Origin of the sequence: Demequina sp. (genome assembly GCF_049841215.1) — a bacterium.
Taxonomy (GTDB): domain Bacteria; phylum Actinomycetota; class Actinomycetes; order Actinomycetales; family Demequinaceae; genus Demequina.
Genome location: NZ_JASGEO010000018.1, coordinates 41,453 through 67,497, shown reverse-complemented (window position 1 = coordinate 67,497; position 26,045 = coordinate 41,453). Strand labels below are relative to the sequence as shown.

The window sequence follows — 26,045 nt, the reverse complement described above, 5'->3', positions numbered from 1 at the left end:
ACGCCGGGCCCCTCGATGCTTTTACGGCACGTAGCGCGAGAAGACCCTGCGGAACAGGAACGCCGCTCCGTAGGCACCTACGGAGAAGCCGATGGTGATCACCACGAAACCAAAGGCTGGAAAGAGCACCGCGAACGAGAACAGCACCGCAGGAATGATGAGCAGCCCAAACGTGTGAGCAGGTTCTGCGGCGGGGAGCAGCAGCGAATTCTTGAGCGTCTGACGGAAGCCCTCGGAGAACTGGGCGGTCAGCGCGCACGCGTAGAGGAACGCCGCGAAGAAGTACACGGCCGCGACGAACGAGATGATCGCGGGACCGATCGCGGCGGGCTGTTCAGAGGTGGCCCAGAACGCCCCGGCGAAGACGAGCAGCAGCACAGGCAGCCCTGTGGCCGCACCGAGCGCGGTGGCACGCCCAAAGTTGCGACCGAAGTGCACAAAGTAGTCCTTGATGAGGTTGCCGCTCTCGTGGTCCGAAAACCGGATGGTCACGCGAAACAGTGCCGTGGTGGCCGCGCCAATCGTGAAGATAGGGATGCAACTCACCAAGTAGATGATGTTGAGCCCGATGAACAGCAGGAACGTGTTGAGGCCGTCGAACGCCCGGCCGGTGGGGTCAATGCGCACCTCAGGCCGCGCCAAGCTGCGAGTTTAGGTGCGGCTTGAGCAGTGTCAGCGGCGAGACCTCGCGATCCTCGATGAGTCGCCACAGCGTCTCGGCGGCCAAGGCGCCAAGCCGCTCCGCCGGAATGTCGATCAGGTCGCTGAGCCCGCTCACGTTACGAGAGAACTCGTTCGGCGCGAGCGCAATCATCTGCGGAGGAGAAGCGAGCGTCTCCACGTGGCTCGCGATGTGGGGGAGTGCGGCCTCGTTGTGCACAAAGATCGCGGAAACGTCCGCATCGTTCGAGAGGATGGTGTCCAACACGGAGGTGGCCTCGGCACCAGCAGGGCAGGGGTGAACGGATCCAGCAATCCCCGCGGTCTCGCATCCGCGCGCAAACCCGCGAGATAGGCGCTTGGCATATGACGTGTGGCGCTCGATGACCTCCGCCGGCGCACCAAGCAGCGCGACCTTGCGATGCCCAAGCTCCGCAAGTCGCGAGGCGGCCAGTGCTCCAGCCGCCTCGAAGTCGAAGTCCACGCACGTGATCGCCACGTCCTCGGAGGGCACGCCGATGAGGACGGCGGGTGTGCGCAGCGACTCGAGGGTCTTGATGCGGGGGTCGTCGTACGCGACGTCCATGACAAGCAGCGCGTCCACGAGAGAGCTCTTCGACGCCCGCTCAAGCCCCTCGCCTTCGTCGCCGGTGAGCAGCAGCACATCGTAGAAGTGGCTGCGCGCCTCGCGCACCACTCCCGCCACGATCTCCATGACGACGTGCGCGTCGACGCCGGGGCGAAGCGGCGCCTGGAGGCCAATGACGCTGTTGCTTCCGGAGGCCAGCGACCTCGCGCTCGCATGAGGGCTGAATGAGAGCTGGACGATCGCCTCTTCAACGCGCTCTCGCGTCTCGCGCGAGATGGCGCGCTTGCCACTCATCACGTAGGACACGGTCGAGATCGAGACGCCAGCAGCCTTCGCTACGTCGGCGATTGTCGCCATCAGTTCTCCTCTGAAATCCTGCCCGGTTCGACGTCCGCGGGGCGTCCCGGTTCCACGTCAACGCGCCCCGCCCACGCGGGCGTGACTACGTCTATTGTGGCCGCTGACCGGGCCGCGATTCGCGCGCGCACCAGCGCGCCGCCCTCCCAGGTCATGTCGACGGTGAGCCCGCCGCGCGCCCTCAAGCCCACCACCTCGCCACCTGGCCACTCCGGTGGCAACGCAGGCAGCAGCCGCAGCACACCCCTATGCGATTGCACGAGGGCCTCTGCGATGGCCGCCGTGATCCCCATGTTGCCGTCCACCTGGAACGGGGGATGCGCGCTGAACAGGTTCCCGTAGAGACCGCCACGATGCTCGCCGGCCGCGGCCGGCCGGAAGGCCTTGGCTATCTCCGCCCCCACCCGGTCGCCCCGCCCAAGCCGCGCCCACATCGCGGCCCTCCAGGCGAGCGCCCAGCCCGTGGACTCGGGTCCGCGCGCATCGATCGATGCTGCGGCTGCGACGGCCAGCTCTGGCGTCACGTCCGCGGAAATCTGGTCCAGCGGGTAGAGCCCAACAAGGTGCGAAAGGTGGCGGTGCAGGGGTTCGGCCTCCGTGAGGTCGGCGTCCCATTCCAGCAGGGTTCCGCGCGGCCCGACGCTGGGGCCAGGAAGCGCGTCGGTGACCGTTCGCAACTGGGTGACCCAGCCGTCGGCCCTACCAAGGGCTACAGCGGCGCCTGCGCATGCATCGGCGAGCGCCCGCAAGAGAGCGACGTCCATGGCGGCCGACGTGGTGACGGAACGCCGCTCGCCATCTGCCGCGATGAAGGCGTTCTCTGGCGAGGTTGACGGGCTGGTCCACGCGGTCACGCCGTCGGTCTGGATCCATGACAGCGCAAACGCAGCGGTTCGCTCGAGAACGGGCCAAATGCGCGTGCGAAGCGCTTCCGCATCGCCGTGAAAGAGATAGTCGTCCCACAGCTGCACGGCAAGCCACACGCCGCCCATGGCCCAGAACGCCCACGACGGATCGCCGTGCCCGTCCCCCACGGCATAGGCCGTTCCCCACGCGTCGGAGTTGTGGTGGAGCACCCAGCCATCCGCGCCGTAGAGCTCAGCCGCGGCGCTCGCGCCCGGCCCTGAGGACACCCGCTCCACGAACGCGAGCAGCGGCTCAGCGCACTCCGCGAGGGCGGCTGGCTGCGCGGGCCAGTACGCCATCTGCAGGTTGATATTGGTGGTGTAGGCGCTGGACCACGGCCCCGGCAGCTCCGAGTTCCAGATCCCCTGCAGATTTGCCGGCAACCCGCCCGGCCGCGACGACGACATCAGCAGATACCTGCCGTAATGGAACGCGAGGGCCGCGAGGCCCGGATCCGGGTTGCCTTGGGCGCGCGCCACCCTCTCGTCGGTATCGCCATTGAAGCCGCCCGACGGCAGGGTGAGTTGGCAACGGTCGTACAGTTCGCGGTGGGCGGCGATGTGCGCTTCAAGGAACTGGGCGGGATCGGCGTCTTGGCGCGCGACGCCGAGCGGTTCGATGCCGGGGATCGCTGGCGCGGTCGCGGTGAGCACCTGGAGCAGGTGCTCCCGGCTTGGCGCGGTGAGCGACGTGGTGCCCGTGACCACTTGGGGGGCGCTCGACATCACGGTGACCGTGCCGGTGCGGCCGTCAGGGGAGTAGCGGACCGGCTCCTCAAGCTGCTCGTGGCCGGGGGCCACGTCCACCGGAAGCTGCCAGGTTGCCTCCAGAACCTCTGGGGGATGCTCCACCTCAGCGGGGCGCAGCAGGCTGGTCAGGGTCAGCTCGAGGCGCACCGCCGCAGGCACGGTCACGTGGTGGACGAGTGCGCCGGTGACGCAGTCAGCCCACGTGCGATGCACCACAGTGCCAACAGCGGTCTCGTAGGTGTGGGTAGCCACCGCGTCCCGAAGGTTGAGGTCGCGCGCGTACTCGTTTCCCGAGGCGGCGATCGGCGAGCCGTCCGCGTTCAGGACGGTGATCTCCAGGCGCGCGAGCGGGAGGTACGCCTGAGCCCACGGAATCTGCTGCCGCTGGAGCAGCCGCTCGGCCTCACCGAGGTCTCCGCTGGCCACCGCGGCCCTGACGGCCGCGAGCGCCGCGGCGCCCACAGCGTCGGGCTCAAAATGGTGATGGGCCGCTGGGCCCGACCACGCGGTAATGTCGTTGATTTCCAGGTATTCTCCGCCTATCCGGCCCCAGCACATCGCGGCGGAGCGACCGTTGCCGACGGGCAGCGCATCGGTCCATTCGTGGGCGGGCTTGCGGTAGTGGAGACGGTGCAGCGAGCGATCAAACTTTGTCGACAGCACCATCTACGTAGAGTAGTATGAACGAAGCGCATCGAAGCGCTTCGAAGAGGTGGTGACGGAGCCACCAGATCGCGAGGGATGAGTCCGGATGCAACAGCACTCGGGTTATGCCGCACTCACTCGCGCGCGCGGGATTCTCTTTGGCGCGGACTACAACCCCGAGCAGTGGACGCCGGACGTCTGGCGTGAAGACATCGACCTCATGCGCCGCGCGCGCGTGAACGTGGCAACCGTTGGCGTCTTCAGCTGGGCGCGGCTAGAGCCGCGCGAGGGCGAGCGCGACTTCGCGTGGCTCGATGAGGTCCTTGACTTGCTCCACGACGGCGGAATCGCCGTTGACCTCGCCACGCCCACCGCGTCGCCCCCGCCGTGGCTCGGCGTGACCTACCCGGAGACACTCCCCGTGGATCGCGATGGCGTGCGGCTCGTGGCGGGATCGCGCAATCAGTTCGCCCCCACATCTGCGGTGTACCGCGAGCGAGCGCGGGCCATCACCGCTGACCTCGTGGAGCGCTACGCCACGCACCCGGCCGTGCAGATGTGGCACGTGGGCAACGAGTTTGGCCAACTTGACTTCGGGGACGAGGCGGCGCGCGCCTTCCGGGACTGGCTGCGAGCACGTTACGAAAGCGTCGCGGCCCTGAACGAGGCGTGGGGAACGGCCGTGTGGTCCCAGCTCTACGGCGACTTCGACGAGATCGTGCCCCCGCGGCGCATGCCCTACCTGGTGAACCCCGCTCAAAACCTCGACTTCCGCAGGTTCACCTCGGACGCCGTTCTTGAGTGCTACCGCGACCTGCGGGACACGATCCGCGCGGGCGGGGCGACGCAGCCCATCACCACCAATTTCATGGGTCTCTTTGAGCACGTGGACTATCGCTCGTGGGCCGCGGACGTGGACGTCATCGCGGACGATCAGTACCCGGACCACGCCGCGCCAACGTGCGCGGCGGACACCGCGCTGGTGCAGGACCTCATGCGTTCGCTTGGCGGCGGGCAGCCGTGGCTGCTCATGGAACAGGCGGTGAGCGCCACCTCATGGCGAGACCACAACCTGCCAAAGACGCCGGCGCAGGCGCGGCTTGACTCGCTCCAAGCGGTTGCTCGCGGCGCGGACGGCATCTGCTTCTTCCAGTGGCGACAGTCGCGATTCGGCGCGGAGCGCTTCCACTCGGCGCTCGTGCCGCACGCCGGCCCAGACACCGAGGTGTTCGAGGGCGTGTGCCGCCAAGGCGAAGACCTGCAAAAGCTGGCTCCGCTGGTGGGTTCCCGCGTCGAGGAGCCCGTGGCCGTGATCTTCGACTGGCCGTCGTGGTGGGCCGCGAGCGAGCCGGCCCGCCCCACCGTGGGAATCGACTCCGTGGCGCAGCTGAAGTCTTGGTACAGGGCTCTGCACGCGAGAGGCCTGAGCGCCGCGGTCGTGGGTTCTGACGCCGATCTCACGGGATACCAGGCGGTACTCGTCCCGCACGGCTACATCCTCGACGAGGCGGCCGTCGCCAACCTCGAGAGCGCGGCTCGGGCGGGCGCACGAGTGGTGATCGGCCCCTTCAGCTCAGTGGCGGATACCAACGGAACCGTGCTCACGGGCCGTTCACCCGCCCTCTTGCGACACCTGATTGGCGCGAGCGGCGAGGAATGGGTAGGGCTGCCGAGCGCGGGCGCGAAGGTGACCACAGCGTCGGGCTGGAATGTGCCAGGCGAGCACTATGCGCATACCTTCGCCGAGAAGCTGCGAGCGGACGGCGCCGACGTGCTCGTCGCTTTCGCGGCTGGGCCGTGGGACGGCCGCCCCGTGGTGACGCGACGAGCGTGCGGCGCGGGCGAGTTCTGGTACGTGGCCGCGATGGTCGACGACGCGCTGCTTGACGCCGTGATCGGCGCGGGGGTGGACGGGATTGGGGCGCCCGTGACGGCGCTCCCTGAGGGTGTGGAGGCGGTGCGACGCGGAGACGCGCTGTTCTTGCTCAACCACACCGATAGTGACGTTGCGGTGGAGCTGCGCGCTCCGGCGCAGGATCTGCTGACGGGAGAGCGCTGCGCCGGCCACGTGACGGTGGCCGCTCAGGATGCTCGAGTATTGATGGAAGGGCTCAACTCATGAAGTTCACCGACGGGTTCTGGCTGACACGGCCGGGCTACGCCCCGCTGTACGCTGCGGACGTCGACGACATTCGCCTTGACGAGGCCGCGGGCACGCTCACCGTGTACGCGCCCACGGCGAAGATCACCAAGCGCGGCGACACGCTCAATCGCCCCATGATCACGGTGACGGTGTCGTCCCCTGCCGAGGGCGTGGCGAAGGTGCGCGTGCAGCGCCACGCGGGAGGGGTTGTGCGCACCCCCGAGTTTGCGATCGCCGCCCAAGACGGCTTTGTGCCCACCCTGAGCGCCTCTAGCGACGGCGCGAGCCTCGTCACCGGTCCGCTCGAGGTACGCGTGCACCGTGGCGGCCCGTGGCTCATCGAGTTCATCGAGAACGGCCGCACGCTCACCACCTCGCTGCCGCGGTCGATCGGCCACATCACGGGAGACGAGGACACGTGGATGCTTCAGCAGCTCTCCCTTGAGCCTGGCGAGCGCGTCTACGGGTTTGGCGAGCGCTTCGGCAACTTCGTCAAGAACGGCCAGGTGGTGGAGACCTGGAATGCCGACGGCGGCACCTCAAGCGAGCAGGCCTACAAGTCCATCCCGTTCTACGTCACGAGCCGCGGCTATGGCGTGTTCGTTGACGAGCCGGGCCACGTCTCCTACGAAGTGGCGAGCGAGGTCAACTCGCGCGTGCAGTTTTCCGTCAAGGGCGAGACGCTCGACTATCTGGTGATCGCTGGCCCCACGCCCAAGGACGTGCTGCGCAGATACACGGCGCTCACGGGCCGCCCGGCGCGCGTGCCCGCATGGTCGTTTGGGCTGTGGCTCACCACGTCGTTCACCGCGTCCTACGACGAATCGAGCGTCAACGAGTTCATCGACGGCTTTGCGGACAGGAACCTGCCGCTCAGCGTGTTCCACTTCGACTGTTTCTGGATGCGCGAGTACCAGTGGACCGACTTCACGTGGGACGCGCGCACCTTCCCCGACCCCGAGGGGCAGCTTGCGCGGCTGCATGAGCGGGGACTCAAGGTGTCCGTGTGGATCAACCCGTACATTGCCCAGCGCTCCGCCTTGTTCGGTGAGGCGGCAGACAAGGGGTACCTGTTGAAGCGCACGGACGGGTCTGTGTGGCAGTGGGACCTGTGGCAAGCGGGCATGGGGCTGGTGGACTTCACCAACCCCGAGGCCTGCGAGTGGTACGCGGGGCACCTTGAGCGCCTCGCGGACCAAGGCGTGGACTCGTTCAAGACGGACTTCGGCGAGCGCATCCCAAGCGAAGGCGTGGTGTGGCACGACGGCTCCGATCCGGAGCGCATGCACAACTACTACCCGCAGCTGTACAACGAGTTGGTGTTCCGCACGCTCGAGCGGCGCAACGGCGAAGGCAATGCCGTGGTGTTCGCGCGTTCCGCGACGGCTGGTGGTCAGCAGTTCCCCGTGCACTGGGGAGGAGACTGCGATTCCACCTTCTTGTCGATGGCGGAGTCGTTGCGCGGCGGCCTCTCGCTCGCGATGAGTGGCTTTGGCTATTGGAGCCACGACATCGGTGGCTTCGAGGGCACGCCGGATCCCGCGGTGTTCAAGCGTTGGCTCGCGTTCGGCCTGCTGTCCTCGCACTCTCGCCTGCACGGCTCCGATTCCATTCGCGTTCCGTGGGCGTTCGACGAGAAGGCCGTGGACATCACGCGCACCTTCACGGAACTCAAGATGCGGCTCATGCCGTACCTCGCTCGCGTGGCGGAGGAGGCACACACGGACGGCATCCCCATGATGCGTCCGCTCGCGCTCGAGTTCCCTGAGGACCGCGGCGGCTTTGACGCGGACACCCAGTACGCGCTCGGCGACGCGATCATCGTGGCCCCTGTCTTCACGGCCTCCGGCGACGTCGAGTACTACCTGCCGGATGGCGCGTGGACCTCGCTTATCGACGGCTCGGTTCAGCAGGGCCGACGCTGGGTCGCCGAGTCTCATGACTTTGAGTCGCTCCCGGTGCGGGTTAGGCCCGGCACGGTCTTGCCGTGGGGAGCGGTGGACAGCCGCCCCGACTACGAGTGGGCCAACGGCGTTGAGCTGCGGTGCTTTGAGCTTCCCGACGGCTACGACGCGGTCACGACCGTGCCCGGCCTTGCGGGCGAGGCGACGACGTTCCGGGTGCGTCGCAACGGGAACTCGATCACCGCGTCGTCCGACGACGCCCGCGCCCCATGGAGCGTGCGCGTTGGTGACTCCGTGGTCACTGCGAACGGCGTCGGCGAGGTGTCTCTCGAGGTCACCGCGTGAGCGAGGCTTTCCGTGACCCGTCCCTCCCGGTAGCCGAGCGCGCTCGCGACCTGCTGGAGCGGTTGACGCCCCAGGAACGGATCGCGATGCTGCATCAGGCGGCGCCCGCGATCGAGAGGCTGGGCATCGCCGAGTTCCGCACGGGAGCGGAGACTCTGCACGGCGTGGCGTGGCTTGGAGAGGCCACCGTGTTTCCGCAGCCCGTTGGTCTCGCGGCGACGTGGGACGTGGAACTCATCGAGCGCGTTGGCGAGGTGGTGGGGGAGGAACTGCTGGCGAAGAAGGCGCAGAACCCCCTGGTAAGTCCCAATGTGTGGGCACCAGTGGTGAACACGCTTCGTCACCCTGCGTGGGGGCGCAACGAGGAGGGCTATTCCGAAGACCCGCACCTCACCGCGCACTTCGCCACCGCGTACGGGCGCGGACTGCGTGGCTCTCACGAGAGCGTGTGGCGCACGGTTCCCGCCCTCAAGCACTTCCTCGGCTACAGCAACGAGACGGATCGCTCGGCGACCAACTCCGAGATGTCGCTGCGCACCCTCCACGAGGAGGAGTTGCCGGCATTCCGTGGCCCCATCGAGGCCAGCGCGGCAGGCGGCATCATGCTCGCCTACAACCGGGTCAACGGCGCGGCCGCACACACCCAGCCGGAACTTGTGGCGGAGGCACGCTCGTGGGCGCCAGGCTCACTTGCCGTGGTCTCCGACGCCGGTGCCCCCACGTTCCTCGTCACCATTCAGCGTGAGCAGCCGGACGCGGTGCACGCGGCCGCCGCGCTTGTGCGCGCGGGGATGGACTCCTTCACCGACAACGACGCCAACGCGCAGCCGACCATTGACGCGGTCACGGGCGCGCTCGAGGCGGGGCTGCTCACGCAAGCGCACGTGGATACCGCCGTGCTGCACCTCCTCGAGCTGCGCGTGCGCAGCGGAGAGTTTGACGGCGAGGCGAGCCCCTACGCGGACACCACCGCCGTACACCTGGACCTTCCGGCGTCGCGCGAGCTTGCGCGCGAGGTGGTTGCCGCGAGCACCGTGGTGCTTCGCAACGAGGAGGGGCTGCTGCCGCTCGCGGAGCCGCAGCGCATCGCGGTGGTAGGCCAGCTCGCGGAGCTCGTGCTCACGGACTGGTACTCGGGAACTCCTCCGTACGCCGTTGGCATTGCCCAGGCACTGCGCGAGCGGTACCCGAACGCCCACCTGGAGGTAGCGTCGGGCGCCGATGTTGTGACCCTTCGCGATGGTGAGGGGCGCGTGCTGCAGGCGGACGCGGACGGAAAGCTCGCCATGGTTGCGGGCGGCGATGACACGTTCGCCGTCACCGATTGGGGCGACGGCGTGCTCACCTTGCGCTCGCGCGCGAGCGACCGCCTCCTCACCGGAGGCACCTATCCGATGCGCGCCGACGCCACGCGTGTTGGCGGCTGGGTTGTCCAGGAGTCGTTCCGCCGCCATGACCACGAGGACGGCACGATCTCCCTGCTTCACCGCGGCTCTGGCCGCTGGGTGCGCGTTGCTCGCGACATCCCGCTCGTGCTCGCGGATGGGGTGACGATCGACGAGGCCACCCGGTTCACGGTGGACGTCGTGGAGAACGGCATCGAGGCGGTGGTGCGAGCCGCCAGCACGGCCGACGCTGTGGTCGCCGTGGTGGGCAACGATCCCCACATCGCGGGTAGGGAGACCGCGGATAGGCCGCACCTGTGGCTCCCGGAATCCGCATCATCGCTGGTACGTGCCGCTCGCGGGGCGAATCCCGCGCTCGTGCTGACGATCGTGTCGTCGTACCCCTATGTGATGCCCGACGGCGTCGCCGACGTGCCCACGATCGTGTGGACCTCGCATGCGGGCCAGGAACTCGGTCACGGAGTCGTCGACGTGCTGGCGGGCGATGCAGAGCCGAGCGGGCGGCTTGCGCAGTCGTGGCCCGCGCTCCCGGAGCAGGCGGGGGATCTGTTCGACTACGACACGCTGCGCCAGCAGGCCACCTATCGCCACCAGCCGGAGCCGTTCGCGTTCGCGCTTGGGCACGGGCTCACATACTCGACGGTGGTCTACGAGGGCGTTTCGCTAGATCGTGACGCGGTTCCCGCGCCGGCTCCCACTCACCATCACCCTGGGTTCATCGCGCGCGCCCAGCAAGACGTGGTCACGGCGCGCGTGCGCGTGCGCAACGCGGGCGATCGCGCGGCTCACGAGCTGGTGCAGGTGTACTCGCTCGCGCCCGTGGAGGCCCAACTGGCGCCGCGACGGCTGCTCGTCGCGTACGAACGCGTGCTCCTCGAGCCCGGCGAGACGCGTGATGTGAGCCTCACCTTTGCCGTGGAGCGGCTCGCGACGTGGGATGGCTCGCTTCGCCTCGAAGGCGCGCCTCGGGACTGGTTGCACGAGGGTGCGCTGCGCGTTATGCCTGGCACCTACCGCGTAGCGGCGGGGCCGAGCGCGGATGAGTTGCCGGTGAGCGTGGCTCTAGAGGTCACGGCTCTCTAGGCGGAGTCCAATGCGCGCTGGCGGTACGGGACACGTCGCATGACTCCCATGCGACGCGCTGGGTGCCGCCAGGGTGCTTAGGCCTCCGCGGACGGTGCCGCGTTGCCACCGGCGCCACCCGCGCCACCCGAGCGGCGCCGACGACGGTTACGGTTGCGCTTTGCCGGCGCATCGCCCGACGCTGCGGACTGGTTCTCGCCGCCCTCACCGGAGCGGTTGTCGGCAGAGCGCGCGGCACGCTGGCCGCCCGATCGCTGGCCGGAGCCGTTGCGCTGACCGGAACCACCGCGTCGGCCACTGTCGCGCTGCCCGGAACCACCGCGTCGGCCGCCGTCGCGGGACCCACCGCCACCCTGGCCACCGCCAGGACCGTGCTTGTGTCCGGTCTCGCCAAGGTCTTCCAAAGTCTCCGCCTCGAGGCCCTCGCGAGTGCGTGCGGACTGCGGGAGGCGGCCCTTGGTGCCCTCTGGGATGTTGAGGTCGCTGAACAGGTGCGGCGACGAGGAGTAGGTCTCGATGGGCTCGGGGAAGCCGAGGTCGAGCGCCTTATCGATGAGCGACCACCGCGGCATGTCGTCCCAGTCCACGAACGTGACGGCGGTGCCGGTCTTTCCCGCGCGGCCCGTGCGGCCGATGCGGTGCAGGTAGATCTTCTCGTCCTCGGGGCACTGGTAGTTGACCACGTGGGTGACGTCGTCGACGTCGATGCCGCGGGCGGCGACGTCCGTCGCGACCAGGATGTCGATCTTGCCGTTGCGGAACGCGCGCAGCGCCTGCTCGCGCGCGCCCTGGCCCAGGTCGCCGTGGATGGCGCCCGCAGCGAAGCCGCGCTCGCGGAGCTCGTCGGACACCTTCGCGGCCGTGCGCTTGGTGCGCGCGAAGACGACAGTGAGGCCGCGCCCCTCGGACTGGAGAAGGCGAGCGAGCACCTCGACCTTGTCGAGGGCGTGCGCGCGGTAGACGAACTGGGCGATGGCCTTTACGGTGGCGCCGTCGTCGTCGGGGTCGGCTGCGCGAATGTGCGTGGGCTGCGTCATGTAGCGGCGAGCAAGGGCAACAACGGCGCCCGGCATGGTCGCAGAGAACAGCATCGTGTGACGCGAGGCGGGGGTTGCCGCGAGCAGCTTCTCCACATCGGGAAGGAAGCCGAGGTCCAACATCTCGTCGGCCTCGTCGAGTACCACGGTGCGCACAAAGCGGAGGTCGAGGTGGCCCTGGTTGAGCAGGTCGATCATGCGGCCAGGGGTGCCGACGATGACGTCGACGCCCTTGTTCAGCTGCTCGATCTGCGGCTCATACGCGCGGCCGCCGTAGATCTGCGCAATGCGCACCGTGCGCAGTTTGGACGCCGTGGCGAGGTCGCCGGCCACCTGCACCGCGAGCTCGCGCGTGGGCGCCACGACGAGCGCTTGCGGCTTGCCCGTCGCGTCTCCAAGCTCGTCATAGCCGGGCTCGCCTGGCGCCACAACCTTGTGCAGCAGCGGCACGCCAAAGCCGAGCGTCTTGCCGGTGCCGGTCTTGGCCTGGCCGATGATGTCGTGCTCGCTCAGCGCCACCGGCAGGGTCATTGCCTGGATGGGGAACGGCGTGGTGATTCCCGCGTTGGCGAGCGCCTGCGCGATCAGCGGGTTGATGGGAAAGTCAGCGAAGCTGCGGTCTGCAACGTGCACGCTGGCATGGGTTTCGGTCATGAAGCATCCATAGGGAACGGGGCGCAAGGGGCGCCGATGCGGCGGGTAGCCGATCGCGCTCATCCTCGTTGCGACGCTTTCGCCGCGCTTCACATGACGACCGGTCAACCTCAGGTCATATCCATTCTACCTGGTGGGGCGCTCTACCCTTGGGAGCATGCACGTGGTGGTCATGGGAGTGACGGGTTCTGGGAAGACGACGGTTGGGTTGCGGCTGGCCGGGGAGACCCGCGCGGAGTTCGCTGACGGTGACGATTTTCATTCGCCCGACGCTGTGGCCAAGATGGCGCAGAACGTCCCGTTGGATGACGATGACCGGTTGCCATGGCTCGAGCGGGTGGGCGAATGGCTCGCCGGAGGTCCCAACCGGGTTGTCGCGTGCTCCGCGCTGAAGCGCTCGTACAGGGACATCATTCGCGCCTACGCGCCCGACGCGGTGTTCATTGAACTGTGGGCCGATCAGGCGCTTCTTGAGGACCGCGTGCGGAGACGCTCGGCGTCAACCGACCACTTCGCGGGGGCCGGGCTACTGGACTCGCAGTTCGCAATTCTCGAGAAGCTCCAACCGGACGAGATCGGTGGGAGCGTCGACGTGGGCCGCCACACCCCTGAGGGCGCAGTGCTCATGGCGAGGGCGGTCCTCGACGCGGCAAAGGACACCTTGGGCAAGAACAACGGGGCCGAGTAGCGCCCCCGTAACAAGAGCGCATACCCGGCCCCAGCGTCGGGCCGCTGTGAACTACCTAGAGGCGTGCGCCGAACGTGCCCGTGGGTTCCCTGAGTGCCTGGGTGCTCGGATTCGCCATGAGCCGGCACCTGAGTACTCAGGGAGCGCAGAGTCCCTGCGGCCTAGCGTCGGCTAAGCGCCACTGCGCCCACTCTCGCTGCTACGCCCCGAACCCAACCCGGCGTCGTTCCTCTTCGCCAATCTCGACGTAACCGATGGCCCCAGCGGGAACGATCACTCGGCGACCCTTGATGTCGGTGAGGTCAAGCGCGGCGCCAACCATGGCGTCGGCCACCTTCTTCTCGATGTCCGCGGACGTGAGATCGGTCTCAATGACCACCTCACGGGACACGTTCTGCACACCGATGCGGATCTCCACGCTTTCCTCCAGGGCTTTCGTCGCTGCTACTACGTCTATCGTAGGCACATGGCTCGCGGTCCCCTTCGGCTGTTCGCGGGCAGGAGAATCACCCTCAAGGGAACACTGATCACGATCGTGACGATTGTGGTGGCCTTTGGTGTTGGCATCGCGGCCGGCTGGGGAACGAGTCTCTTTGCGGACAGCTTCAACTCGGCACAGCCGTCGCCGAGCGCGTCGCCCTCCCCATCCTCAACGCCACGCGTGTCGCCCACCTTCGAGGTGTCCGTTCCCCCCTTGGATCCCGTGACACGAGACCTCGACGACGACGATCGCGCCGCGGGCCTGCGCTCTCTCGATTTCCCGTATCAGGGTGACGCAGTGTTCCAGCCGGTCCCCGTTGCTACCGAGGTTGAGCCACCAGAAGAGGGAATCGTGCGGTACGTGCGCATCGACGTGGAGCAGGGGCTGTCGATGATCGACGGCACGCTTGCCACCTTCGTGATGTCGGCGCTCACGGACGCGCAGGGGTGGGCCAAGGAGGGCCCCACCACCTTCATCCAGACCGAGGGTGCCCCAGACGTGCGGATCGTCTTCGCATCCCCGTTCACCGCGGCCGCGCTGTGCCCCACGCCGCATGAGGCCGCGGCGCTGGCCCCGGACACTTCCTCGACCCCCTCGCCGACTCCTTCCTCGTCCACCACCGGCTGGGTGACCCAGTGCGCAGAGCAGGGCACCGTGGTGATCAGCGTGTATGACTGGATCCAAGGCCTCGAGCCCTTCGCGGAGGACCGCACGGCCGCTCGCCAGTATCTCCTCAACCACGGCTTGGGACACGTCCTTGGCAGGCCGGACGTCAAGTGCAGCAAGGGACTCGCGGACGTCATGGTCAACCAGCGCACGCTGTCCAGCAAGTGCACGCCAAACCCGTGGCCGTTCCCGGAGAACTAACGCGCCAGCTCCCCTCCACGACGTAGGCGTGGCGAGCGCGCGCGTGTCAGTGCGTTCTGGTCGAATGTGCGTGTGACCCTCACTCTCGACGACTCTCAGCGCGCGGTGCTCGCGGCGCTTGGGCGCGCCAACGTGGTGGCCACGGGTGGTCCCGGAACGGGGAAGACGTCGCTCGCGGTGGAGGCCGTGGTGAGCGCAGTTGATCGTGGCACCCCACCGGAAAGGGTGATGCTCCTCGCGCCCACCAGGGTTGCGGCCGCTGCCTTGCGAGACCGCGTGTCTTTGGCGGTCAACCGGCCAACGGGCGTCGCGCTTGCGCGCACCCCTGCCGCTCTCGCGTTCTCCATTCTCGCCACTTCCGCAGCGGCTGAGGATGCCCCGGCGCCGTCACTCATTTCCGGGGCTGAGCAGGACGTGGTGATCCGTGACCTGCTCGCGGGGCACCGGGCCGGGCTCTCCACGGGGCCCAACTGGACGGGCATTGTTGCCCCTGAGTCGCTCGAACTAGCGGGCTTCCGCGACGAGCTGCGCAACCTGATGATGCGCGCCGCCGAGGCGGACCTGCAGCCGGATGATCTCGCCGCCCTTGGCCGCAGGGCCGGGCGCGCCGAATGGGTTGCCGGCGCCGACTTCTACCGCGAGTACCTCGACGTCCTTCAGTTGCGCACCGGGCCGGCGGATGCGGGCGCCAGGTTTGATCCCGCGGTGATCGTCTCGCGCGCCGCAGATGAGCTGCACTCGCGGCTTGAGCGCGGAGAGCCAAGCCCGTGGGACCTGCTCGTCGTCGACGATTTCCACGACGTCACCGCCGCCACCGCCGCGCTTGTCGGCGTCATCGCTGGTGCCGGCACCAGAGTGTTGCTGCTCGGCAACGCCGATCAATGCGTCGAAGGCTTCCGCGGTGCGCTTCCGCACGCGCTCGCGAACGCCGTCGATGCGCTCGGCGCCGCGCACGTTGAGCTCACGCACGGCTACCGGCAGGGCGGGTCGCTCGCCGCCGTGACCGCCTCTCTCGCCGCACGCATCTCGGTGGCCGGCCTTGGCTCCGCGAGGGCCTCCGGCAGGCCCGACGCTGTGGCTGGCGCGGGCGCCGACGGCAGCATCGAGGTGCTCACCAGCCCGCACGACTTCTCGCAGTCCCGCGCCATCGCCTCGCGGCTGCGCGCGCGACGTCACGGCACTCGGCCCGTGCCATGGGGTTCCATGGTGGTCATCGCGCGGTCTCGCGCGCTATTGCGAGACATCCGCTCCGACCTCTTGGCCGCCGACATCCCCTGCGAGAGCCTTGGCGACGGCGTGGCGCTGCACCGCGAGCCGGCCGTGGCGCCGCTGCTCGCGATCATCAAGGTGGCGCTCGGCCAGGAGTGGACCCAAGACTCTGCGGAAGCGGTGCTCGGCTCGCGGCTCGTTGGCCTTGACCCCGTTGGCTTGCGCCGGCTGCGCCGCGAACTGCTGCGCGAAGAGCGTGCCGGTGGCGGCGAGCGCGCCAGCACGGAACTACTTCTGGAGGCGCTATCGGATCCAGCCTCACTCGCGAACGTGCGTGGTGCCGAGGGACGTGCCGCTTGGCGGGTGGCCAAGGCGGTGGGCGAGGCGCGGCGGCGGGCCGGCGCGCCGGCGCCAACTCCGGGGGCGGTGATCTGGGCGGTGTGGGACGCACTGGACGTGGCTGCGGACCTGCGCGCCTCCGCTCTTGCTGGTTCTGCCAGGGATGATGCGGACCTCGACGCCGTGATCGCGCTACTGCGCGCGGCCCAGTCCTTCACGGAGAGGCTCCCCTCGGGGACGGTGGCGTCGTTCATCGACTCCCTCGAGGCTCAAGAGTTCGCGGCCGATGTTCTTGGCGCGCGCGGGCAGGCGCTCGATGCGGTCGCGTTCGCCACTCCCGCCTCTGCAGTGGGCCGCGAGTGGGACTTCGTGGTGATCGCGGGCCTCGACGAAGGCGTGTGGCCCAACCTGCGGTTGCGGGACTCCGTGCTTGGGTCGCAGCGTCTCGCGGAGGCGCTTGCCGCGGGGCCGTCCGCGGCGGTGGAGCGAGCCACAGGGCAGCGAGACCTGCGCCAAGCCCGCAAAGAGGTGCTCGACGACGAGACGCGCGCGCTGTACGTAGCCGTGTCTCGCGCCCGCTCCGGGCTGCTCGTCACGTGCGTGAGCGACGGCGAACGCCGGCCCTCGCGCTTCGTGCACGCCATCGCGGGAGCCGCCGGCGTTCCCGTTGTCGACGCGATGACCGTTCCCCTCGTCGCAGACCTCCGTTCCGTCGTCGCCAAACTGCGCGCGAGCGGAGCCGGCGATTCCAGCGGCCCTGAAAACAGCGTCGGGCAGGCGGCAACGGCGCTCGCGAGGCTTGCGGCCCTTGGCGAAGCCACCGCGAATCCCGCCACCTGGTACGGCGTTGCGGAGCCGAGCACGCTCGACGGCCTTTTCGACGACGGCGAGGTGAAGGTCTCGCCGTCACGATACGACCTCGTTCGCAGGTGCCCGTTGCGATGGGCGCTCGAGACCGTTGGTGGAACCAAGGAGGCAAGCGAAGCGCAGAACACCGGTCTGCTCGTGCACGCGCTCGCGGAGCGGCTCCCGCACGGCACGGAGTCGCAACTGCTCGCCGCGTTCGACGAGGAATGGGGAGCGCCGCCAGTGACACTGCCCGACCGCACGCACTACGACAAGACGCGGCGCATGGTGGTCAAGCTGGCGGGGTACATCGGGGAACGCCACGGGGTTCAGGTGAGCGTGGAGCAGCCGTTCCGCGTGCACCTCGAGGAGGACCAGATCACCGTCAGCGGCATCGCGGACCGGGTGGAGGTGCGGGACGGGATTGCCACGATCGTGGACCTCAAGACCGGAACCGCAATCAGCGCCGCGGACGCACAGGACAACGGCCAGCTCAAGCTCTATCAACTGGCCGCCGGGCATGGAGGCTTCGCTGGGATCGACGCGGCCGCTGGCGCGAGCCTCGTCTACGTGGGCGGCACCACCGTGAGCGCCTCGGTGCGCACGCAGAGTGCGATTGACGCGGACGCCGTACTCGCGGAACTGCAAGGCGTTGCGGGAGTGATGCGCGGCGCAACGTTCGAGGCGTGCATCAACGACCGCTGCTCGTCGTGTCCCGTGTTGCGCTCGTGCCCCGCACACAGCGAAGGCGCGCAGGTGGCCGAATGAGCGAGCACGGCGTAGTCATTGGGCGCTCGCGGAGCGCTGCGGAACTCATGGCCGCGGTGTCCCACGGTGCAGCCAAACTCCCAACGGCGGAACAGTCCGCGGTCATCGAGGCGGGGCTCGAGCCCACGCTCGTAGTGGCGGGGGCGGGATCGGGCAAGACAGAGACGCTGTCGCTGCGCATCCTGTACCTGCTGGACCACGCTTGCGAATTGTTTGGTGAGGACATCAGCCCCGACGAGATCCTGTGCCTCACCTTCACCCGCAAGGCGGCCGCAGAGATTGCCGAGCGTTCCGAACGCTACGTGGCTCTCGCGTTCGACGAGCGCGGCCCCGACGGCCTCATGCGCGATCCCGAGCGCCCCGCCCCTGCGGTCGCCACCTACAACGGATACGCCGCCGGCCTTGCCCTTGAACACGGCTTGCGGCTGGGCGTTGACCCCGACTCCACCGTGCTCACGAACGCGGCGCTGTGGCAGCTCGCCTCGCGCGTGGTGGAGGAATGGACCGATGAGCTCGATACCGACTCCGCGCTGTCCGTTGTCGCCTCCGGCATCCCGTCGCTCGCGGGACAACTGCGCGATCACGGCGTCTCGCCACAGCGGCTTCGCGATGACCTCACCGCGATGCTGACATTCTTTGAGGCCCTACCCAAGAAGGCCGGTCAAGCCGCAGCCGGGGTCATGACCAAAGACGTCGCCGGCTCCATCGTCAACCTCCGGCGGCTCATTGCCTTGAGCCACCTCGTGGAGGACTTCCAGGCGCGCAAGAGAGCGGGCTCCTACCTCGACTTCGCCGATCAGGTGGCGATCGCGTGCGAGCTCGCGGAACTGCCTGCCGTACGGGAGGCGGAGGCCTCGCGGTACCGCGCCATCCTGCTCGATGAATTCCAGGACACCTCTCCCGCACAACTCACGCTGTTCTCGCGACTGTACGGGGGAGCGCCCGTGATGGCGGTGGGCGACCCCAACCAGGCGATTTACGGATTCCGGGGAGCATCGGCGGCTGCCCTCGAGGCCTTCGTCGAGGCGTTTGGCGGGCGCGACCGCGTGCGCCAAGCGTCGTTGTCTGTGTCGTGGCGCAACGATGCCGCGATCCTCGATGCGGCAAACGTCGCTGCAGCCCCGCTGCGGGAGGCCACACGCGTGGAGGTCAAGGAGCTGGGCGCGCGCCCTGGAGGCGATGTCGCTCTGCCAACGCCCGCGGTCCAGGCCCACATCGCCGCGAACCTCGAGGAGGAGGCGGCGATCGCCGTGGAGTGGCTCCGCGACCACCAGCGGCAGGTCGCCTCGCTCCACCCCGATCGGGAGCCTACGCTCGCCGTGCTGTGCAGGCGTCGCGCCCAGTTCGGCCCCATCGTGGACGCCTTGCGAGTCGCAGAGGTGCCTTACGAGGTGGTGGGGCTTGGCGGGCTCCTCGACACGCCCGAGGTGAGCGACCTCGTGGCCTTGCTGCAGGTGGCTCACGATCCCTCGCGTGGCGATGCGCTCATGCGCCTGCTCACGGGAGCGCGTCTCAATCTGGGCCCAGGGGATCTCGCGGCGCTACACGACCGCGCAGAGGTGCTCGCGGGTCCGCGGGGGGAGCGAGAGGGCGGCGCCTCGATCATCGACGCCCTCTCGGACCTCCCTCGCGAGCAGGACGTCAGCGACCGGCAACGCGCGATGAGCGACGCCGCCCGTGAGCGGCTCACCGCCCTAGGCCACACCGTCGGGCAGATACGCAGGCACACCTACCTGCCGCTCACCGAACTCGTCACGTTCGCCGAGCGCGCGTGGGGACTCGACGTTGAAGTGGAGGTGGCGAGCCCCGGCGGGCGCGCCCGGCGCACTATCGACGCGTTCGTCAACGCGGTGCGCGGCTTCGCGGGGAGCGCCGAGCACGCGACGCTTGGAGCGATGCTCGCGTGGCTCGAGGCGGCGCGCAGCGAAGAATCGGGGCTCGAACTGCCCGTGAAGGAGCCTGAGCCCGGAACAGTGCAGGTACTCACGGTGCACGCCGCGAAGGGCCTCGAGTGGGACGTCACCGTTGTGCCTGGGATGACGGACGGCAAGTTCCCCATCACGAAGCGCACCAAGGGCGAGTACTACGACCCCGCGTGGCTGCGCGGCACCGCCTTGCCGTGGCACTTGCGGATGGACAGCGCGCGGCTCCCCGAGTGGCACTGGCGCTCGGTGGTCGATCACGCGTCCCTTACGGGGAGCATTGACGACTTCCGGCACGACGCCGGCCTGTTCTCTGTCGAGGAGGAGCGGCGGCTGTTCTACGTCGCCGTGACCCGCGCGCGCCACCACGTGCTGCTGAGCGGCTCGTGGTTCGTCGAGGGCGTGACCCTGCAGAAGGTGTCGCCGTTCCTTGAGGAGCTGCTTGAGGCGGGAGTCGCGGACCGCGGGCTATGGGCGGAGCGGCCCGAAGACGGGACTCGCCCAGACGAAAAGGTTCACCACCCGGTGCCATGGCCGCGCCCGGCCACCGCTGCCCAGCAGGCACGGCGCGTTCTGGCCGACGCTGTGGCGAGGTCGGCGCTCGAGGTGAGCGGAGCGTCGGGCTGGGACGAGTCCCTTCCCTTTGGGCGCGAGGTGGCTGCCATGCTTGCGGAGCGAGCCGCGCGCGGCGCCGCCACGGTGGAACTGCCCACTCACTTGTCGACGTCCGCGCTCGTGGCGATCCGTAGGGACAGGGAGGCGTTCCTGGACCTCGTCCGCAGGCCCATGCCGCAAGAGCCGACGAGTGCCGCGCACCGCGGGTCCACCCTCCACGCGTGGATCGAGTCGCACTACGGGCGAGTGCCGCTGCTTGAGGCCGACGACCTGGGGCCAGACGAGGAAGGCGACGAGGACCTCGCGGCGCTGAAGCGCACATGGGAGGCCTCTGAGTGGGCCGATCGCACCCCAAGTGACGTCGAGGTGGACGTGGAACTGCCCATCGCGGGGCGTGTGATTCGCTCCCGTATCGACGCGGTATTCCCCGCCGGCAGGGGCCTGGAGAGGGTCACGGTGGTGGACTGGAAGTCCGGGCGGCCGCCAGCGGATCCCGCAGAGAAGGCCGCGCGCGAGGTGCAGCTCGCGGTATACCGCGCGGCGTGGGCGGCGTGGAAGGGTCTGCGCGTTGAGGACGTGGACGCCGCGTTCTACTACGTGGCCACGGATGAGACGGTGCGGCCAGACCGGCTGCTCACCGCTCCGGAGCTGGAAGCGCTGGTGGTCGGTTAAGCCTGGTCGTGTTCGTGTTCGTGCTCGTCGACGTCGTCGAAGAGCAACGCCTCGAGGTCAAGCATCATGCCCTCGCCGTCGTCGATGACATCGGTGTTCTCCGTGCGCACGCCGTACATGAGCCACCGCAGCAGCGCGAGTTCGGATGCGAGGCGCGCACGGTCAAGCAAGTGGGGGTCTCGCAGTTCTCTGCGGCCAACGGTGTAGGCCTCGAAGATCGAGTCGAGAACGTCTTGGGGCGCTGCGGCAGCGAGCCACGCGAGGTCATCCGCGGGGTCGGCTACGCGAGCATCCATCCAGTCAACGATGCCGTTGACCTGGCCCTCGGCGACGAGCAACTGGTGCTCTCCCATATCGCCATGCACCACGGTGGGCTCGAACCGCCACCACGACACGTTCTCCAGTTGGCGCTCCCAGCGATCCGCCAAGCGTGGCGGAACGCGGCCGGTGTGGATGCCGGCGTCGAGCTCGGCCAAGCGGCGCTCGCGGTACTCCTCCGCGGAGTACGTGGGGAGCCCTTGCTCCTCGACCACGGTGAGCGGCAGCTCGTGAATCTGGGCTAGCGTGGCGCCGATGCTCGCGGCGAGCCCCGGCCCCGGCTCGATGCTCGCGAGCACGAGCGGCGCCCCACGAACCTCGGAGTACACGATCACGCGGCCCTCGTCGGCACCGAGTAGCGCCGAACCGCGCGGCTGTGGCACCTCGAAGCGCACAAGGCCGGTCTCGCGGGCGCGCCCAAGCGCGGTCAACAGGCCCTGTTCGGCCTCGAGTGCGGCTCCTGCGGCGGGCCGACGCGGGGCGCGCACGATCCACCTGGTGCCGGTCGCGTCCTTGACCACCACCACGTCAAAATCGGCGTCAGCGTGTGGGCTGCGAAGCACGTCGTAGACGTCGAGCCCGGGCACGGCGACAGACGCGAGCGCGGCGAGCGCGAGTGGAGAACGTGGCACGGTTTCACGGTACGGCCTAAGCGGGCCCGACGCCACGCTCCACGCCGCGCCCGCGTCACCCTTGCTAGGGGCTTAGGTTGGGGGTATGAGCCTGCCGTGGACCCTCACAGACCCGCTGATCGTCGACAGGGCGGCGGAGCGCCGGGATCTCGACATGGCGCACGCGGACGCCGTGGTGGTGCGCGATGGCGCCGTGCTGGCCGCGGACGGGCGGCTCGTGGAATTGCCGCCTGCTGAGCGGCCGGAGGCCTCGCTGACCCTGTACTTGGGGCGCGACGGCGACAGGGATCTGGTGGCCGTGGTGCCCGCGGATGCGACGTTCGGCGTGAGCGACGACGGCATCGGCTCCGAGCGGCTCGTGGGCCTGCGGGATTTGCTGAGGGCCTTCAGCGAGCGGACCGACGCCGATGCGGCTCGCGATCGTGAGCTCGCCTCCACCGCGGTAGCGATCGCCACATGGCACGCGAATCACCCGCGTTGCTCGCTGTGTGGAGCGGTGACAGAGCCCGTGCACGGCGGGTGGGTGCGTCGCTGCGATGCCGATTCGCGAGAGCACTATCCGCGCACCGATCCCGCCGTCATTGTGGCGATCACGGACCCGGATGATCGGCTGCTCATCGCGCATGCGTCCTATTGGAGCGCGCGCCGCTATTCGCACCTTGCCGGCTACGTGGAGCCGGGAGAGAGCCTCGAGCAGGCCGCGCGGCGCGAGGTGGGGGAGGAGGCTGGTCTGTCACTGGCGAGCCTCGCCTACGTGGCGTCGCAACCATGGCCCTTCCCAGCGTCGGTCATGGTGGGGTTCAAGGCGATGGTCGAGGACACGGAACTGCGGCTGGACCAGGACGAGATCACGGACGCGCGCTGGGTGACGCGCGAGGAACTGCCAGCGCTCGTTGCCGAGGGGAATGTGATCCTGCCGCCAGGAGGCTCTATCGCGCGCTGGATGCTCGACGACTGGCTAAAGCCCTGACCCCTGACCCCTGACCCCTGACCCCTGACCCCTGACCTCTGACCTCTGACCTCTGACCTCTGACCCCGGACCCCGGACCCCCAGCCACAAGCAACACCTCTCCACACAGCCGGAATGCCTCTCCACACACTCGGGTCCTCTGGCGTGGCAGATCCCGGCGTGTCGCCCGCGACACGCCGCCCGTGGCGCCGGCGCGTGTGGAGAGGTGATCGCTGTGTGTGGAGAGGTGATCCGCGGGGAAGGTTGCGAGGCTGTGGATAGCGGAGCCGCGTGTCTGCGCGGGCTGACACAATGCATCTGATGTCCGCAGAAGAGATTCTCGACGCCCTCGATCCCGAGCAGCGCGAGGTAGCCACCGCCCTCCACGGTCCCGTGTGCGTGCTCGCAGGAGCGGGCACCGGCAAGACGCGCGCCATCACGCATCGCATTGCTTACGGAGTGCGCGTCAACGCCTACAACCCGCATTCGGTGCTCGCCGTAACGTTCACCGCGCGCGCGGCGGGGGAGATGCGCCAACGCCTTCGCGGCCTCGGCGCAGGCGGGGTGCAGGCGCGCACCTTTCACGCGGCGGCGCTGCGTCAACTGAGTTACTTCTGGCCGGAGGTGGTTGGCGGGCAGCTGCCCCAGATTCTTGAGCACAAGGCGCAGCTCGTTGGCCGCGCTGCGAGCGGCATTGGGCTGCGCGTTGACCGCCTCACCGTTCGCGATCTGGCGAGTGAGATCGAGTGGGCCAAGGTCTCGCTCGTGGATCCCGACGACTACCAGCGCAAGATCGCGGACGTGGGCCGTCCCCTCCCCGCGGGTCTCACCGCGCATCAGGTGGCCGACGCCATGCGCGCCTACGAGCAGGCCAAGACGGACGCCGTGGTGCTTGACTTCGAGGACATTCTGCTGCTGCTCGCGGACATGATCGGCAGGCACGCGGAGGTGGGGGATCAGATTCGCCGCCAGTACAAGCACTTCGTGGTGGATGAGTACCAAGACGTTTCCCCTCTCCAGCAGTTCCTGCTTGAACAGTGGCTTGGCGGCCGCCGCGAACTGTGCGTCGTTGGCGACCCCGCGCAGACCATTTACTCGTTCGCGGGCGCGTCCCCAAAGCACCTTCTTGACTTCCGCCGCGAGTACCCCGATGCCACCGTGGTGCGCCTTGTCCGCGACTACCGCTCCACCCCCCAGGTGGTGCAGCTCGCCAACTCGCTCATGCGCTCGCGCGACAGCGCCTTCAGCTCGGTGGAGCTCGTGGCTCAGCGACCCAACGGCCCCGCGCCCGCGTACACGGCCTACGAGGATGACGTGGACGAGGCCGAGGGCGTCGCCTCGCGCATCGAGGCGCTCACGGCGCAGGGAGTGCCCGCTCGCGAGATAGCGGTGCTGTATCGCACCAACAGCCAGTCGGAGGCCCTCGAGGAGGCGCTCTCGCAGCGCGGCATCGGCTATCTCGTGCGCGGCGGGCAGCGCTTCTTCGATCGCGATGAGGTCAAGCGCGCCATCGTCTTGTTGCGCGGCGCCGCCGTGTCGGCGGGTTCAACACCACGGCCCGACGCTGGGTTGGGGGAGTCCGTCCGCTCAGTTCTCATGGACGTGGGGTGGGCGGAGGAGCCTCCTGCCGCTCGGGGTGCCGTGCGCGAGCGGTGGGATTCGCTCCAGGCTCTTGCTGAGCTCGCCGACGACGTCGACGCAGATTCCGGTGGCGAGGCGACGCTGCGGGACTTCGTGGAGCACCTTGCCGAGCGAGCCCAAGCACAGCACGCCCCGTCTGTCGATGGGGTCACGCTCACGACCATGCACGCCGCAAAGGGACTCGAGTGGGATGCCGTGTTCATCATCGGCGCGTCTGAGGGGCTCATGCCGATCTCCCTCGCGGAGACCGCGGAGGCGGTCGAGGAAGAGAAGCGCCTGCTCTATGTGGCGATCACGCGCGCGCGGGAGCACCTCTCCGTGAGCTTCGCCAGGGCGCGCAAGACGGGCGGCAAGGCAACGCGAAAGCGCACCCGGTTCTTGGAGCAGCAGTGGCCAGACGCGCGCCCAACGGTGGTGAAGCGCCAACCGGTGAGCGCCGCGCTCGCGGATCTGGACGCCGGGCAGGTGCGCCTCTTCGAGGAGCTCAAGGAATGGCGGCTCGCGATAGCGAAGGAGACGGCAAAGCCCGCCTTCACGGTGCTCGTCGACGTGTCGCTCGTGCAGATTGCCAGGGATCGTCCGCGCACTCTTGGCGACCTTGCGCGGGTCAATGGGGTTGGTGCGTCAAAACTGCAGACGTACGGGGCGGACATTCTGGAGATCGTCGCCCGCCAGTGACACGGGGCGTGTGGCCAGCCGTCACCGCCAGCGGGCCCTGCGCGCTGCGACCTCGTCGCCCACGGCACCCGCGCCCCCGCACCCACATCCCGGTTCCGCCTCGAGAGGCTCCGCAACGATCCGACCCGTGGCGTCGATCCGTTCCGCGACCCCCACGTCCTCGCCCACCAGCCAGCCCAACAGGCGGCTCGCCACACGCACGCCCGCGGTGGCTCCCGCGAACCCGTGCACGAGCGGCCTGCGCGTGGAGATTCCCGAGCCCGCGAGCTGCAGCGCGAGCGACGGCCACGCGGGGTCTAGGCGGGCGAGCGCCAGGTCTCTGCACCGCGAACACGCGGAGCGGCCGTGGACCACAACGTGCGAGACCCACACCGATGGACCGTCGCACGCAACAAGCACGTACGGGGTCGCGGAGGGAGCGTAGTGATTGATGATCTGCTGGTCTGGAGCGCCCATGCACGTGATGACCGCGAGGCTCTCTCCGCCTCCCGCGACCCCAACGGTGTGCCCGCGCGCCGCTAGGGTCGCCGCCGCGGCTCCCGCGCACGTGCCGGTGGCGGTGGCCACGTAGGTGCCAACCGGCTCCACCTCGCTCGCCGCGGCATCGTGCAGCGCCACCTCAAGTCCCGCGCGGTGCACCGCGGCCGCGATGTCCATCCCCAGGGCTCCCGCGCCCCACACGGCAACGCGGGCGCTAGGCGCTCTGACGTCCTCTGCATCCCATATCCCTGCGGCGGTGAGAATGCCGACCACCCGGCCAAAGCGTCGGGCCTGTGCGGCGGAAACGGGACGGCCGCCCTCAAGCGACTCAACGAAAGCCCGCTCGCTCAAGCCAAGTTCCGTGAGCGTGACCGGGGCCGCGAGGCCCACTTGCACGTCCGTGCCCCCGTCAACGCGCGGGCGAGCAAGAACGGGGCACGGCGAAGGAAGGCGCATGGATCA

16 protein-coding genes are annotated in these 26,045 nt (G+C 68.8%); 9 read left to right on the top strand and 7 right to left on the bottom strand.

Translation table 11 applies throughout. The features are described from left to right. Positions 1-21: 21 nt before the first annotated feature. Genes QM618_RS09760 through QM618_RS09750 form a run of 3 tightly spaced genes read right to left on the bottom strand, consistent with a single transcriptional unit; the run spans position 22 to position 3,927 of the window. Positions 22-642, bottom strand: coding sequence for a YesL family protein (locus tag QM618_RS09760; protein ID WP_428097906.1), 621 nt, complete (start codon positions 640-642; stop codon positions 22-24). Then, positions 629-1,606, bottom strand: coding sequence for a LacI family DNA-binding transcriptional regulator (locus tag QM618_RS09755; protein WP_428097903.1), 978 nt, complete (start codon positions 1,604-1,606; stop codon positions 629-631). Before QM618_RS09755 ends, QM618_RS09760 begins: the two co-directional genes overlap by 14 nt. Then, positions 1,606-3,927, bottom strand: a complete 2,322-nt coding sequence (locus tag QM618_RS09750; RefSeq protein WP_428097899.1) for a glycosyl hydrolase family 95 catalytic domain-containing protein — start codon at positions 3,925-3,927, stop codon at positions 1,606-1,608. Before QM618_RS09750 ends, QM618_RS09755 begins: the two co-directional genes overlap by 1 nt. An 85-nt stretch (positions 3,928-4,012) precedes the next feature. Between QM618_RS09750 and QM618_RS09745 the strand changes: the two genes are divergently transcribed. From QM618_RS09745 to QM618_RS09735, 3 genes are read left to right on the top strand one after another with little or no spacing between them, the layout of a single operon-like run. Further along, positions 4,013-6,028, top strand: coding sequence for a beta-galactosidase (locus QM618_RS09745; RefSeq protein ID WP_428097895.1), 2,016 nt, complete (start codon positions 4,013-4,015; stop codon positions 6,026-6,028). Then, positions 6,025-8,298 carry an alpha-xylosidase gene (gene yicI, locus QM618_RS09740; RefSeq protein ID WP_428097892.1) on the top strand — a complete coding sequence of 758 codons (2,274 nt, stop codon included), beginning with the start codon at positions 6,025-6,027 and terminating at the stop codon, positions 8,296-8,298. Before QM618_RS09745 ends, yicI begins: the two co-directional genes overlap by 4 nt. Beyond that, positions 8,295-10,787: a beta-glucosidase family protein gene (locus QM618_RS09735; protein WP_428097889.1), complete on the top strand. Its 2,493-nt coding sequence runs from the start codon at positions 8,295-8,297 to the stop codon at positions 10,785-10,787. The genes yicI and QM618_RS09735 overlap by 4 nt, the downstream gene beginning before the upstream one ends. 77 nt (positions 10,788-10,864) lie before the next feature. Here the strand turns inward: QM618_RS09735 and QM618_RS09730 are convergent, their stop codons facing one another. Continuing rightward, positions 10,865-12,478 carry a DEAD/DEAH box helicase gene (locus tag QM618_RS09730; protein WP_428097885.1) on the bottom strand — a complete coding sequence of 538 codons (1,614 nt, stop codon included), beginning with the start codon at positions 12,476-12,478 and terminating at the stop codon, positions 10,865-10,867. 157 nt (positions 12,479-12,635) lie between these two features. Here QM618_RS09730 and QM618_RS09725 point away from each other — a divergent pair, with 157 nt between their 5' ends. Beyond that, positions 12,636-13,166: a gluconokinase gene (locus QM618_RS09725; RefSeq protein ID WP_428097882.1), complete on the top strand. Its 531-nt coding sequence runs from the start codon at positions 12,636-12,638 to the stop codon at positions 13,164-13,166. A gap of 199 nt (positions 13,167-13,365) precedes the next feature. Here QM618_RS09725 and QM618_RS09720 read toward each other — a convergent pair whose 3' ends face one another. Further along, positions 13,366-13,584: a DUF3107 domain-containing protein gene (locus QM618_RS09720; protein ID WP_428097876.1), complete on the bottom strand. Its 219-nt coding sequence runs from the start codon at positions 13,582-13,584 to the stop codon at positions 13,366-13,368. 48 nt (positions 13,585-13,632) lie between these two features. Between QM618_RS09720 and QM618_RS09715 the strand changes: the two genes are divergently transcribed. From QM618_RS09715 to QM618_RS09705, 3 genes are all read left to right on the top strand, one after another. Then, entirely contained in the window at positions 13,633-14,514 is an 882-nt protein-coding gene (locus QM618_RS09715; protein ID WP_428097873.1) for a DUF3152 domain-containing protein, read from the top strand. A gap of 72 nt (positions 14,515-14,586) precedes the next feature. Further along, on the top strand, positions 14,587-17,676 hold the full coding sequence (locus QM618_RS09710; RefSeq protein ID WP_428097868.1) for a PD-(D/E)XK nuclease family protein: 3,090 nt from the start codon (positions 14,587-14,589) through the stop codon (positions 17,674-17,676). Further along, entirely contained in the window at positions 17,673-20,885 is a 3,213-nt protein-coding gene (locus QM618_RS09705; protein WP_428097864.1) for a UvrD-helicase domain-containing protein, read from the top strand. Before QM618_RS09710 ends, QM618_RS09705 begins: the two co-directional genes overlap by 4 nt. On the opposite strand, the gene QM618_RS09700 is transcribed toward QM618_RS09705, so the two are convergent. Further along, entirely contained in the window at positions 20,882-21,835 is a 954-nt protein-coding gene (locus tag QM618_RS09700; RefSeq protein ID WP_428097861.1) for a phosphotransferase, read from the bottom strand. The genes QM618_RS09705 and QM618_RS09700 overlap by 4 nt on opposite strands. Before the next feature lie 85 nt (positions 21,836-21,920). On the opposite strand from QM618_RS09700, the gene nudC reads away from it, so the two are divergent. Next, positions 21,921-22,805: an NAD(+) diphosphatase gene (nudC, locus tag QM618_RS09695; protein ID WP_428097858.1), complete on the top strand. Its 885-nt coding sequence runs from the start codon at positions 21,921-21,923 to the stop codon at positions 22,803-22,805. Between the two features lie 300 nt (positions 22,806-23,105). Then, positions 23,106-25,103: an ATP-dependent helicase gene (locus tag QM618_RS09690; RefSeq protein WP_428097854.1), complete on the top strand. Its 1,998-nt coding sequence runs from the start codon at positions 23,106-23,108 to the stop codon at positions 25,101-25,103. Positions 25,104-25,124: 21 nt separating this feature from the next. Here the strand turns inward: QM618_RS09690 and QM618_RS09685 are convergent, their stop codons facing one another. Further along, complete coding sequence (locus QM618_RS09685) at positions 25,125-26,039, bottom strand: hypothetical protein (protein ID WP_428097852.1); 915 nt, start codon at positions 26,037-26,039, stop codon at positions 25,125-25,127. Positions 26,040-26,045: the final 6 nt, after the last annotated feature.